This window comes from Luteimonas sp. e5 (assembly GCF_054031035.1).
Window position 1 is genome coordinate 144,047 of the sequence record NZ_JBSTRX010000003.1, and the last position, 12,957, is coordinate 157,003.

The following is a 12,957-nucleotide window of genomic DNA, read 5'->3' on the forward strand; positions in this document are numbered from 1 at the left end:
CTCCGTACTCGTTCCTCGCTTCACCAGCCATGCGCGCGGACTTCTACCTGATCGGCAAGCCGCGCTTCCGCGCCGAGCCGCTGCTGCTGGTATGCGAGCTGGCGCGCAAGGCGCATCAGGCCGAAATGCCGACCCTGGTGCTGGCGCGTGACATGGCGCAGGCCGAGGCACTGGACGATCTGATGTGGTCGTTCGACCCCGAGTTCTACCTGCCGCACCAGATCGCCGGCCTCGACGAAGACGAGGAACTGGCCCCGATCCTGATCCTGCCACCCGGCACCGATGCGCCGCCGCGCCCGCTGGTGATCAACCTGCGTGATGCCGCGGTCAGCGGCGAATTCGAGCGCGTGCTGGAAGTGGTACCGGCCGACCCCGCCGCACGCGGCCCGCTGCGCGAACGCTGGAAGCAGTACCAGGCACGCGGGCTTGAGGTAAAAAAGCACGATATGTGAGGGCGAGGAACGAGTGGAGAGGAACGAGTAACGAGAGAAAGCAGGAGCAATGCGCACTTGTGCCGCATATTCGCCCCCCCACTCTCACTCCTCACTCCCCTCCACTCACTCCTCTCCACCCACTCGTTCCTCGTTCCTCCCCACTAGTTCCTCGCTTCCACCCACTCGTTCCTCGTTCCTCCTCACTCGTTCCTAGCTCTCGACATCCCGCCATGACCCTCGCGCCCAGCTACCAGCCCGACCAGATCGAATCCCGCCTGTATGCCGAGTGGGAGGCTTCGGGCGTGTTCGCGCCGCAGGGTGATGGACCGGCCTACACCATCCTCCTGCCGCCGCCCAATGTCACCGGCACCCTGCACATGGGCCATGCGTTCCAGCACACGCTGCAGGACGCGCTGATCCGCTACCACCGCATGCGCGGCTATCGCACCCTGTGGCAGCTCGGCACCGACCACGCCGGCATCGCCACCGAGATGGTGGTGGGTCGCAACCTCGCGCTCGAGGGCCGCGGCGAAACCCGCGACTCGCTCGGTCGCGAAGCCTTCATCGACAAGGTCTGGCAATGGAAGGCGCGGTCCGGCGACACCATCGAGCGGCAGATGCGTCGGCTGGGAACCTCCGGCGACTGGTCGCGCAGCGTGTTCACCATGGACCCGATGGCCTCGCGCGCGGTGATCGAGGCGTTCGTACGCCTGCATGAGATGGGCCTGATCTATCGCGGCAAGCGGCTGGTCAACTGGGACCCGGTGCTGAAGACCGCGATTTCCGACTTGGAAGTGGAAAACCGCGAAGTGCCCGGCCACATGTGGCATTTCAAATACCCGCTGGCCGGCGGCGAAACCTACGAATACATCGAGCGCGATGCCGAGGGCAACGAGCTGCTGCGCGAAACCCGCGACTACATCGCGATCGCCACCACGCGGCCGGAAACCATGCTCGGCGACGGCGCGATCGCGGTGCATCCGGACGATGCGCGCTACGCGCCGATCATCGGCAAGCTGGTGGAAATCCCGGTCGGGCCGAAGGCGCAGCGGCGCCTGATCCCGATCATCGCCGACGAGTACCCGGATCCGGAATTCGGCTCGGGCGCGGTCAAGATCACCGGCGCACACGACTTCAATGACTACCAGGTCGCACGCCGCCACGGCATCCCGCTGTACGCGCTGATGGATGATGCCGCGCACATGCGCAGCGATGGCCTGTCGTATGCGGAAAGTGCCGCCATCGCCAGCCGCGCCGCGCGTGGCGAAGACGTGGGCGACGTGTCCGCGCTCAATCTGGTGCCGGAGGAATTGCGCGGGCTGGACCGCTACGAGGCACGCCGCCGCGTGGTCGCCGAAATCACCGCCGAAGGGCTTGCGGTGAGCGACGCGGACGGCGAGCCGCTGGTCGAGCACAAGCCGATCATGCAGCCGTTCGGCGACCGCAGCGGACAGGTGATCGAGCCGTTCCTGACCGACCAGTGGTTCGTGAAGATGGACGAGCTGGCACGCCGCGGCATGGCGCTGGTGGAATCGGGCGAAGTGCGCTTCGTGCCGCCGAACTGGATCAACACCTACCGCCACTGGATGCAGAACATCCAGGACTGGACCATCTCGCGCCAGCTGTGGTGGGGCCATCGCATCCCGGCCTGGTACGACGCCGACGGCAATGTCTACGTGGGCCGCGACGAGGCCGAAGTGCGCGCCACCCATGCGCTGGGCGACACTCCGCTGCGCCAGGAAGAGGACGTGCTGGAAACCTGGTTCTCCTCGGCCATGTTCCCGTTCTCCACCCAGGGCTGGCCCGACGAGGACGCCATGGGCAATCGCGGCTTCGAGACCGCCCTGCCGACCAGCGTGCTGGTCACCGGCTTCGACATCATCTTCTTCTGGGTCGCGCGCATGATCATGATGAGCGATGCGCTGATCGGCCGCGTGCCGTTCCGCGATGTCTACATCACCGGCCTGGTGCGCGACAAGGACGGGCAGAAGATGTCGAAGTCGAAGGGCAACATCCTCGACCCGCTGGACATCATCGACGGCATCAGCGCCGACGCGCTGGTGGCCAAGCGCACCAGCGGGCTGATGAAGCCCGGCGATGCGCCGAAGATCGAGAAGGCCACGCGCAAGGAGTTCCCCGAGGGCATCAACGCGCACGGCGCCGATGCGCTGCGTTTCACCATGGCCGCCCTCGCCGGCCCCGGGCGCGACATCAAGTTCGACCTCGCGCGCGCCGAGGGCTATCGCAACTTCTGCAACAAGCTGTGGAACGCCACCCGCTTCGTGCTGATGAACACCGAAGGCCTGGGCGCATTGCCCGCGGCGCCGCAGCCCTGCACCGATGCGGAAAAATGGATCCTGCTCCAGCTCGAGCGCACCTGCGCCGAGGCCGCACAGCACTTCGCCAGCTATCGCTTCGACCTGCTCGCGCAAAGCCTGTACGAATTCGCCTGGAACCAGTTCTGCGACTGGTTCCTCGAACTTGCCAAGCCGGCACTGAACGGCGATGACGCGCGCGCTGCCGATTCCACCCGCCACACCCTGCTGCTCGTGCTCGAGCGCCTGCTGCGCCTGTTGCACCCGCTGATGCCGTTCGTCAGCGAGGAACTGTGGCGGCAGGTCGCGCCACGCCTCGGCATCGATGCCGCGACCATCATGACCCGGCCCTATCCGCAGCCGGGCGAGCTGGACGTGGCCGCGCATGCGAAGGCCGCCGCTGACATCGAGTGGCTGAAGGCGATGGTCAGCGCGCTGCGCCGCATGCGCAGCGAACTGGGCGTGTCACCGGGCCGGCAACTGCCGCTGCTGCTGCGCGGTGGCGATGCCGCCAGTCATGCACGCCTGCAGCGCTTCGATTCCGCGCTGCGCTTCCTGTCGCGGCTGGACCGCATCGAAACGATCGACAGCGAACCGCCACCCGCCGCCGCCGCCCGCGTCGGCGAGCTCGACCTGTTCATTCCGCTCGAGGGCCTGGTCGATCTCGATGCCGAGCGCGCGCGGCTGGACAAGGAACTGAAGAAGGTCGAGGCCGAACTCGCCAGGTCGCAGGGCAAGCTCGGCAACGCGACCTTCGTCGCCAATGCACCTGCCGCGGTGGTCGAGCAGGAGCGCACACGGCTGGCCGAGTGGAGCTCGCAGCGCGATGCGCTGAAGGCACAACGCGAACGCCTGGGTTGAACCATGCCGTGGCGCGGCCGGCGTGATTGCGCGCCGGCAACGCCGCGCTCAGTCGAGCAGCTCCATCGCCATCACCAGCGCGTCCTCGCGCTGGCCATGCGCCGCCGGGTAATAGCGCGGGCGCCGCCCGATCTCGTTGAAGCCCTCGTCCTGGTACAGGGCGATCGCATGCGGATTGGAGGGGCGTACTTCGAGGAACATGCGTCGCGCGCCCTGGCCGTGGACGATGCGTCGCATCGCGCGCAGCAGGCGCCGACCCTCGCCTTGCGACTGACGCGCCGGATCGATGCAGATGTTGAGCAGGTGCGCTTCGTCCAGCATCACGCTGGCGACCGCATAGCCGACCAGGCCGCCGTGATCCTCCAGCACCCACATCGGATAGCCGGCGCGCAGGCAATCGCGGAAATTGCCGGCTGTCCACGGCCACGGGTAGGCACGGTGCTCGATGGCGATGACCGCGTCGATGTCCTCCTCGCGCATGCGCCGCAACTGCGCCTGCGCGGGCGCTGGCTGCGCGTTCATGACCGTCGGCGCAATGGCCGCAGCTGAGGCCACAGCGCACGCTTGATCGCCGGCTCGCGCAGGCGCTCGATCGGCGGCAGGCGCAGGCCGGCTTCGGCCAGGTGCTCGGGCGCGATGCCAAGCCCGCGCGAGAGCATCGCGAGGCTGTGCGGATCCGGCGGCGGTGCCTCGCTGCCCGGTGCGCGCGGCGCAAGCAACTGCAGGCCCAGTTCGGCCAGCACCTCGCGCTGCACGCCATCCCAGCTCATGGCGCCGTGCTCCGCCTGCGCAGACGCCACAGCCACGCCAACGGACCGGAAAGCGCATACAGCACGAACACCAGCAACAAGGTTTCGGGCGGATACAGCGCCAGCGCGATCAATGCCACCACCACCAGCAGCATGACGAAAAACGGCACCCGCTCGCCCTGTGGTCCGCTGCGGCTGCCCTTGAAACTGCTGTAACGCAGGTTGCTGACCATCAACAGGCCGCTGGCAACGGTCACCGCCAGCGCCAGCAGACGCATGTCCTCGCCGGCCAGATCCCACGATTCAAGCGTCCATACCGTGCTCGCCATCACCGCCGCGGCGGCGGGGCTGGCAAGGCCGATGAACCAGCGCTTGTCCACGCTGCCGACCTGCGCATTGAAGCGGGCCAGCCGCAATGCGGCGCAGGCGGCATACAGGAACGCCGCCAGCCAACCCAGCTTGCCGGCGGTGGCACCATCCATCCGCATGAACTGCAGGGCCCAGTGGTACATCACCAGCGCCGGCGCCATGCCGAAACTGACCAGATCGGCCAGCGAGTCGTACTGCACGCCGAATTCGCTTTGCGTGTTGGTCAGGCGCGCGACGCGACCATCCAGGCCATCGAGCAGCGCGGCGATGAAGATCGCCACGCAGGCATGTCCGAACTTGCCCTGACTCGCGGCGATGATGGCGTAGAAGCCGGCGAACAGGCCGCCGGTGGTGAACAGGTTGGGCAGCAGGTAGACCGCTCGCGGGGGGCGGTGTTGCGGGGTGAGGGAAGGATCATGTTCGGCCATCGGCCAAGTCTAGCCGCGAAATTGCCCGATGAATGCCGCATGCCCCCAACTTGCGCCCGCCCCCGCACGATGCTGCAATGAGCCAAATCCCCCGGAAACCACCCCATGCCCGCCATGCGCCTCCTCCTTGTCGCCCTGTTCCTGTCCAGCGCCTGCGTACCGCATGCCCAGGCGCAGCAGAAGATCTACCAGTGGAAGGATGCGCAAGGCCGCACCCATTACTCGGGCACGCCCCCGGCCTCCGGCAGTTATGACGTGCGTGGCGTTCGCCGCCAGCCCGAGGCCGCACCTGCCACCGCAGCCCCCGCAGCGGCGGCAAACCCGCGCTGCAGCCAGGCGCGCGAAAATCTGAAAATCCTGCAGGAAAACAAGGATGTGATGATCGACAGCAACGGCGACGGCACGCCCGACCGCGCGCTGGACACGGAAGAACACGCGGCGCAGATGCGCCTGGCGCAAAGCGCGATCGAGGTGCACTGCACGCCCTGAACGGGCGTCGCACCCGGTTCCCAGCCGGGCACACGCATGCACGCGGACTGTCATGCGCCGGCGCATGGCAAAATGCGCGATCGTTCCCGCGAGTTCCATCATGCGTCTGTCGCAATTCCATCTGCACACCGAAAAGGAAACCCCGGCCGAGGCGGAAATCGCCAGTCATCGGCTGATGCTGAAGGCCGGTCTGATCCGCAAACTGGCCGCCGGCCTGTACACCTGGTCGCCACTGGGCCTGCGCGTGCTGCGCAAGGTCGAAGCGGTGGTGCGCGAGGAAATGAATCGTGCCGGCGCGGTGGAAATGCTGATGCCATCGGTGCAGCCGCGTGAATTGTGGGAGGAAACCGGACGCTGGGAAAAGTTCGGTGGTCAGCTGCTGAAAATCCGCGACCGCAAGGAAGCCGATTACTGCTATGGCCCCACCGCCGAAGAAGTGATCACCGATTTCGCACGCAACGAGTTGGCGAGTTATCGCCAGTTGCCGCTCAACCTGTACCAGATCCAGACCAAGTTCCGCGACGAGATCCGGCCCCGCTTCGGGGTGATGCGTGCGCGCGAATTCCTGATGAAGGATGCCTACTCGTTCCACGTGGATGCGGCGTCACTGGATGCCGAATACCGCAACATGTACGCGACCTATGCGCGCATTTTCGAGCGTCTCGGCCTCGCGTTCCGGGCGGTGCTGGCCGATACCGGCGCGATTGGCGGCTCCGCCAGCCATGAGTTCCACGTGCTGGCCGATTCGGGCGAGGACGCCATCGCGTTTTCCGATGCTTCCGATTATGCGGCGAACATCGAATTGGCCGAGGCGCTCAGCCCGGGGCCGCGCGCGAACGCCAGCGAAACCCTGCGCGAAGTGGAAACCCCGACGCAGAAAACCTGCGAGGCGGTGGCCGAACTGCTCGGCATTCCATTGTCGCGCACGGTGAAATCGGTGGCCGTGATCGGCAGCGATGACGATGGCGCGCCGCAATTCGTCCTCGCACTGGTGCGCGGCGACCACCAGGTGAATGACATCAAGCTGGGCAAACTCTCGGGTCTGGGCGACTACCGCTTTGCCGACGAAGAGGAAATCCGCGATCACCTGGGCGCCACGCCCGGTTTCCTCGGCCCGGTCAAACCCGCACGTCCGATCCGCGTGATCGCCGATCGCAGCGTCGCGGCGATGGCGGATTTCGTGGTCGGCGCCAACCGCGACGGCTATCACCTGGCCGGGGTCAACTGGGGACGCGACCTGGCCGAGGCCGAAGTGGCCGATATCCGCAACGTGGTCGTCGGCGACCCCTCGCCCGACGGCCAGGGCACGCTGCGCATGGCGCGCGGCATCGAGGTCGGCCACGTGTTCGCATTGGGCGACCGGTATTCCAAGGCGATGGACTGCACGGTGCTGGATGCCACGGGCAAACCGCTGCATCCGCTGATGGGGTGTTACGGCATCGGCGTGTCGCGCATCGTCGCCGCCGCGATCGAACAGAATCACGACGAGGCCGGCATCCGCTGGCCCGAGGCGATGGCCCCGTGGCAGGTGGCGATTTGCGTGATCAATCCCAAGGGCAATGCCGACGTCACCGCCGCCGCGGAAACGCTGTACCGCGAATTGAACGCCGCCGGCATCGACACCGTGCTGGATGACCGCGGCCTGCGCCCGGGGGCGATGTTCGCCGACATCGAATTGATCGGCATCCCGCAGCGCGTGGTGGTTTCCGAGCGCGGACTGGCGGCCGGGCAATTCGAATATCGCCGACGTGATTCCGATACAGCCGAAAACCTCGACCGCGACGCACTGCGGCAGCGATTGGGTGGGTGAACGCGACGTGATGATGCTGTCGGCCTGTCGCGAAACAATATCGAAAACATTTGAATCGGGGTATTCGATTCATTATCATTCGCGCAGGCAGGATGCCCATTTCCCATCATCCGTACCCCATCGAGGATCCCATGGATATCAATTCGCTCAATACCCGTGAGCTGACCCAGCTGATCAGCGAAGCCACCAAGCGCAAGAAGGTGCTGGCCAAGCGCAAGCCGATCAACCAGGTGCGCGCCTCGGTGAATCGCATCGTGCGCACGTCCGGATATACCTTCGAGGAACTGTTCGGCGTTCCCGCACCGAAGGCCACCAAGCGCGCCACGCGCAAGACCACGGCTCGCAAGAGCACCGGCAAGGTGCCGCCGAAGTATCGCGATCCCGCCAATCCGGAAAACACCTGGACCGGCCGTGGTCGCCAGCCATTGTGGCTGGTCGCCTATACCGATGCCGGTCGCGACGTGAACGAGTTCCTGATCGACAAGGCGTGATCCGACACGTCGGGAAAGTGGAAAGCGCCGGCATGCCGGCGCTTTTTCATTTCACGGCACGCGGATGCTGCGCCCGCCTCACAAATGCCGCCGCGGGGCAACGATCAGGTTGCCGAACATGATGCCCGCCGCCAGCGCCATCAGGATATTCAGCACCAGCATCAATGCCGCCTCGCCGGCGCCCACGTCCTGCTGCTGCATCAGATTCATCATGCCGCGGAAACTCACGCTGCCCGGTACCAGCAGGATGATGCCGGGCACGCGAATGATCGCGCCCGGGCGATTGCGCAGGCGTGCATACAGATTGCCCGCCGTGGTCAGTGTCAGGGCACCGATGAATACCCCGGCAATATGGCCGAAATGCATGCCGATCCCGCGTGACACCGCATATCCCGCCGCCGCGGCGAGCATCACCAGCCAGTAATCCCCGAGGCGTGCACGGAAACTGATGGCAAACGCGATGCACGCGACCAGCAGGCCCGCGGCCTCGACCCATGGCCCCTGTGGTCGGGAATAGGCCACGCGTGGCTCCAGGCCCAGCACGCGGGCAATGGCCAAGGCCAGCATCACGCCGATGGTCAGTTTGAGGATGGCGGTGATGGCGCCCGCCATGCGCGCACTGCCGGCCCCCAGGTGCTGCCCGGTCAATTCACTGATCGCGTTGGTCAGGGCCAGACCGGGCAGGAACACGATCACCGAGGCGATGATCACGGTATTGAGATTGAGCGGGCCCACGAAGTGCGCGACCGTGACCGCGATGATCCCGGCCAGCAGCGCGGCCACCGCTTCCATCGCTTCGCGCAGATGTGCGTGGCGTCGGCTGAACTGGTCGAGCAGGCCGATCAGCAAGCCCGACCCGGCGGCAGTGGCGATATCCAGCCACGGCAGGCGCAGCAGCGCGCCGATGCCGCCGGCCACCATGGCAAAGCCGAGCACCTGGACCAGCCGCCAGCGCGCCGTGGGCTGCCGGGTCCGCCGCTTCAACGCGGCATGCCCTTCAGCCACGCCGCAACGGCCGGCGACGACATCCTCGGCGATGCGGTCGACGTCCACCAGCAGGGACAGGTCGGTATCCCCGGGCGGGCGCCGCACCACGCGCGTCAGTTCATTGGCCTCGGCATCCGCCGGATCGCGGAAGCTCAGGATCATGCCGGTGGGCGTGGCCCAAGGCTCGCACTCGACGCCAAGGCGCTCGGCCACGCCCAGCAGGGCACCTTCCAGGCGCTGCGCGGTGGCGCCGCCGGCATGCAGACCCTCGGCAAGTTCAGTGATGAAGGCGACCCGTTGGCGGTAGTCGGCGATCGAAGGCGTGGCTGGCGTCATCCGCACAGCATCGCATGCCGCGATGACCGGTTCAGCCTGCAGGTGCCGACGTGCACATGATCACGCCGGCATCCGTAAGATGGCAGCTGATGAGCACCCGGTCCCGCCAGCCGCCCCGCATCGAGTTGGACGCCGATGACGGCCTCGCCCGCCTGCAGGGTGACTGGCGCATCGGCCATGCCAAGGCGATCAGCACCGCGCTGGCCGGACTACCCGCGGATCTGCGCGGCATCGATGCCAGCACGGTGGATGCACTGGATTCGGTCGGCGTGCTGGAGATCCAGCATCATGCGCGCAAGCGGAAACTGACAGGCGACGCGCTGCATTTCGCGCCTGCGCACCAATCCCTGGTGGAAGCGATCGAGGATGTCGCCCAGGACCGCCCGGCACAGGCCCGCGACTTCGGCTTCAATGCCGCCCTCGCGCGCCTTGGCATGGCGGTGGCACGCGGTTGGGACGAAGTGCTCGCCATGGTCAACTTCTTCGGCGAATGCATCGTCAAGAGCCTGCGCCTGATCCGCGACCCGCGCCGCCTGCGCCCGGTCAGCATCGTGCACCACATGGAGCAGGTCGGACTGGACGCGGTGCCGCTGGTGCTGCTGCTCAACTTCCTGGTTGGTGCGGTGATCGCCTTTCTCGGCGCCAACATCCTGCGCGACTTCGGTGCGACCATCTTCGTGGTCGAGCTGGTCAACATCGCCTTCCTGCGCGAATTCGCCGTGCTGCTGACCGCGATCGTGCTTGCTGGCCGCACCGCCAGCGCGTTCACCGCACAGATCGGGGCAATGGTCAGCCGCGAGGAAGTCGACGCCATCCGCACGCTGGGTCTGGATCCGGTCGACGTGCTGGTGCTGCCACGCCTGATCGCGTTGCTGGTGATGCTGCCGCTGCTGACCTTCCTCGCCATGATCGCCGGCCTGCTGGGCGGCCTTTCGGTCGGCGCCTTCAGCCTGGGCATCCCGCCGCAGGGCTGGATGGCGCGCATGCACGCCACCATCGACATCGGCGATTTCTGGATCGGCCTGTCCAAGGCACCCCTGTTCGCACTGGTGATCGCGCTGATCGGCTGTCTGCAAGGTCTGCGGGTCAAGGGCACCGCGCAGTCGGTGGGTGAGCGCACCACCGCCAGCGTGGTGCAGGCGATCTCGCTGGTGATCGTGTTCGATGCATTCGCCGCGATCTGGTTCATGCACATGGGGTGGTGAGGATGCACGAGGAGACTGCCCACGTCATGAGCCATGACACGACCGAGCCGGAGGCGATGGTGCGCGTGCGCGGGCTGCGCAACCAGTTCGGCGCCCAGGTGGTGCACGAGAACCTCGATCTCGACCTGCGCCGTGGCGAGATCCTCGGCGTGGTCGGCGGCTCCGGCTCGGGCAAGTCGGTGCTGATGCGTTCGATCATCGGCCTGCGCCGGCCCAATGGCGGCCATGTCCATGTGCTGGACATGGACGCATTGTCCGATGACGAGGACGTGCGTCTGGAGATCGAGCGCAACATCGGCGTGCTGTTCCAGGATGGCGCGCTGTTTTCTTCGCTGAGCGTGGGCGAGAACGTGGAGGTGCCGCTGAAGGAGCACCATCCCGAGCTGGATGACCGCCTGCGTTACGAACTGGCGCTGCTGAAGATCAAGCTGGCCGGGCTGCCCGCCGATGCACTCGGCAAACTGCCTTCGCAGCTGTCCGGCGGCATGCGCAAGCGCGCGGCACTGGCGCGGGCGTTGGCGCTGGATCCCCCGCTGCTGTTCCTCGACGAACCCACCGCCGGCCTGGATCCGATCGGCGCGGCCGCCTTCGACCAGTTGATCCTGACCCTGCGCGATGCGTTGGGGCTGACCGTGTTCCTCATCACCCACGACCTCGACACGCTATACGCTATCTGCGACCGCGTGGCGGTGCTGGCCGAGCGCCGGGTGGTGGTCTGCGCACCGCTGGCCGAGGTCGAGCAGTTCGACCATCCATGGGTGCGCGAATATTTCCACGGCCCGCGCGCGCGCGCCGCGCAGGCCGCCGCCGGTGACGAGCGCACCGACATGCACAGGTGAGGCAAGAATGGAAACCAAGGCCAATTACGTATTGATCGGGGCATTCACCATCCTGGTGACGGTGTTCCTGCTCGGCTTCGCGCTGTGGGCGGCCAAGTATTCCTCCGACGCCGGCTGGCAGCATTACCAGGTGATCTTCAACGAACCGGTCACCGGCCTCAGCGAAGGCGGCTCGGTGCAATACAACGGCATCTCCGTGGGCACCATCGAGCGGCTGAGTCTGGATCCGCGCGATCCGCGCCGGGTGCAGGCCCTGCTGCGCCTGCGCGCGGACGCACCGATCAAGGTGGATACCCGTGCCAAGCTGTCGATGGCGGGGCTGACCGGCAGCCCGTTCATCCAGCTCACCGGCGGCAATCCGGATGCCGCGTTGCTGAAGCCCGAGTCGCGCGACGAGATTCCGATCATTCTGGCCGAACCTTCGGCCTTGCAGAACATCGCCGACACCGCCAACCGGCTGGTCGCGCGCCTGGATCAGGCCTTGAGCGAAGAAAACATCCAGCGCATTTCCGACACCCTGGAAAATCTGCGCAGCACCACCGAGGCCATCAGCGACCAGCGCGATGACATCCGCCAGCTGCTGGTCAACGCGCAGCGTGCCAGCGAAGACCTGCGCCGCACGCTGGCCAGTGCCGATGGTGCGATCAACCGCATCGACCGCGAGGTGATCGCACGCCTGCCGGCGACGGTGGACAAGCTGGATCGGGCGATCGCCTCGTTCGAATCGGCCGGTGCCAATGCCAATGCGCTGGTCGCGGAAAACCGCGCGCCGCTGCGCAACTTCAGCCGCGACGGCCTGCAACAACTGGGCCCGACCCTGTCCGAGCTGCGCACGCTGATGCGCGATCTGCGCCAGATCAGCGACCGCCTCGACGGCAACCCGGCCGGCTACCTGCTTGGCCGCGAGCAACCCAAGGAGTTCACCCCGCAATGAACCCGCATCGCCCTGCCCGTCCGTCCGCCCCGTTGCGCCACGCACCCGGGTCGCGTCTGCTTCTCGCGCCCTTGCTGACCGCCGCGGTGCTGGCCATGAGTGCCTGCGGCATCGTGCCGAAGAAGGTGGAAATCGCGATCTTCGACCCGACCCCGACACTGCAGGCCGATCCGGCCTGGCCGATGGCACCGGGCCAGCTGGTGGTGCAGCGGCCCAATGCCGATACCCTGCTGGACAGTGCGCGCATCGTGGTGCGCCCGCAGCCGGGCGAACTGCAGGTCTATCGCGGCGCGGCCTGGGCGCAGCCGGCACCGGATCTGGTGCAGGACGCCATCGTGCGCCTGCTCGAAGACAGCGAGCGCATCGCCGGGGTCAGCCGCCGTGGCGGCGGCATCGCCGGCGACCATGACCTGACCCTGGACATCCGCCGCTTCGATGCCGATTACGCCGGGCAGGACACGCCCGGCGCGGTGGTGGAAATCTCCGCCAGCCTGATCGACAACCAGCACAACCGCATCATCGGCCACCGCCTGTTCCGTGCCACCCGTCCGGCCGAAGGCACGGATCTGGCCAACGTCAGCGCCGCGCTGCGCGATGCGCTGGGCAGCACCAGCCAGGAGATCGTCGGCTGGACCCTGCAGACCTTGAGCCGCGAGCCGGTTCCGCCCACCACGCCGCCGGCGCAGCGCTGAGCCGCGCCAGCGCTCAAG

At 66.8% G+C, this 12,957-nt stretch carries 13 protein-coding genes; 9 read left to right on the forward strand and 4 right to left on the reverse strand.

What is annotated here, in order from left to right:
• The first annotated feature begins 29 nt into the window (after positions 1–29).
• Together ACW11F_RS09750 and ACW11F_RS09755 are read left to right on the forward strand one after the other, a co-directional pair.
• Positions 30–452: a DNA polymerase III subunit chi gene (locus ACW11F_RS09750; protein WP_456996706.1), complete on the forward strand. Its 423-nt coding sequence runs from the start codon at positions 30–32 to the stop codon at positions 450–452.
• A 212-nt stretch (positions 453–664) separates the two neighbouring features.
• Complete coding sequence (locus ACW11F_RS09755) at positions 665–3,610, forward strand: valine--tRNA ligase (protein WP_456996707.1); 2,946 nt, start codon at positions 665–667, stop codon at positions 3,608–3,610.
• Between the two features lie 48 nt (positions 3,611–3,658).
• Here the strand turns inward: ACW11F_RS09755 and rimI are convergent, their stop codons facing one another.
• The 3 genes from rimI to pssA are packed head-to-tail and all read right to left on the reverse strand — an operon-like array spanning position 3,659 to position 5,156.
• A complete protein-coding gene (gene rimI / locus ACW11F_RS09760) occupies positions 3,659–4,132 on the reverse strand; it encodes a ribosomal protein S18-alanine N-acetyltransferase (RefSeq protein ID WP_456996708.1) in 474 nt (157 codons plus the stop codon).
• Positions 4,129–4,380, reverse strand: a complete 252-nt coding sequence (locus ACW11F_RS09765; protein WP_456996709.1) for a hypothetical protein — start codon at positions 4,378–4,380, stop codon at positions 4,129–4,131. Before ACW11F_RS09765 ends, rimI begins: the two co-directional genes overlap by 4 nt.
• A complete protein-coding gene (pssA, locus tag ACW11F_RS09770) occupies positions 4,377–5,156 on the reverse strand; it encodes a CDP-diacylglycerol--serine O-phosphatidyltransferase (protein WP_456996710.1) in 780 nt (259 codons plus the stop codon). Before pssA ends, ACW11F_RS09765 begins: the two co-directional genes overlap by 4 nt.
• A 114-nt stretch (positions 5,157–5,270) precedes the next feature.
• On the opposite strand from pssA, the gene ACW11F_RS09775 reads away from it, so the two are divergent.
• The 3 genes from ACW11F_RS09775 to ACW11F_RS09785 all read left to right on the forward strand — a co-directional run bounded on the left by ACW11F_RS09775 (position 5,271) and on the right by ACW11F_RS09785 (position 7,946).
• Positions 5,271–5,645, forward strand: a complete 375-nt coding sequence (locus ACW11F_RS09775; protein WP_456996712.1) for a DUF4124 domain-containing protein — start codon at positions 5,271–5,273, stop codon at positions 5,643–5,645.
• 100 nt (positions 5,646–5,745) lie between these two features.
• Complete coding sequence (locus tag ACW11F_RS09780; protein ID WP_456996713.1) at positions 5,746–7,455, forward strand: proline--tRNA ligase; 1,710 nt, start codon at positions 5,746–5,748, stop codon at positions 7,453–7,455.
• 131 nt (positions 7,456–7,586) lie between these two features.
• On the forward strand, positions 7,587–7,946 hold the full coding sequence (locus ACW11F_RS09785) for an H-NS histone family protein (RefSeq protein WP_456996714.1): 360 nt from the start codon (positions 7,587–7,589) through the stop codon (positions 7,944–7,946).
• Between the two features lie 78 nt (positions 7,947–8,024).
• On the opposite strand, the gene ACW11F_RS09790 is transcribed toward ACW11F_RS09785, so the two are convergent.
• Positions 8,025–9,269 carry a threonine/serine ThrE exporter family protein gene (locus tag ACW11F_RS09790; protein ID WP_456996715.1) on the reverse strand — a complete coding sequence of 415 codons (1,245 nt, stop codon included), beginning with the start codon at positions 9,267–9,269 and terminating at the stop codon, positions 8,025–8,027.
• 89 nt (positions 9,270–9,358) lie between these two features.
• On the opposite strand from ACW11F_RS09790, the gene ACW11F_RS09795 reads away from it, so the two are divergent.
• Genes ACW11F_RS09795 through ACW11F_RS09810 form a run of 4 tightly spaced genes read left to right on the forward strand, consistent with a single transcriptional unit; the run spans position 9,359 to position 12,939 of the window.
• Entirely contained in the window at positions 9,359–10,474 is a 1,116-nt protein-coding gene (locus ACW11F_RS09795) for an MlaE family ABC transporter permease (protein WP_456996716.1), read from the forward strand.
• A 26-nt stretch (positions 10,475–10,500) separates the two neighbouring features.
• A complete protein-coding gene (locus ACW11F_RS09800) occupies positions 10,501–11,313 on the forward strand; it encodes an ABC transporter ATP-binding protein (RefSeq protein WP_456996717.1) in 813 nt (270 codons plus the stop codon).
• Between the two features lie 7 nt (positions 11,314–11,320).
• Entirely contained in the window at positions 11,321–12,247 is a 927-nt protein-coding gene (locus tag ACW11F_RS09805) for an MlaD family protein (RefSeq protein ID WP_456996718.1), read from the forward strand.
• A complete protein-coding gene (locus ACW11F_RS09810; RefSeq protein WP_456996719.1) occupies positions 12,244–12,939 on the forward strand; it encodes an ABC-type transport auxiliary lipoprotein family protein in 696 nt (231 codons plus the stop codon). Before ACW11F_RS09805 ends, ACW11F_RS09810 begins: the two co-directional genes overlap by 4 nt.
• Positions 12,940–12,957: the final 18 nt, after the last annotated feature.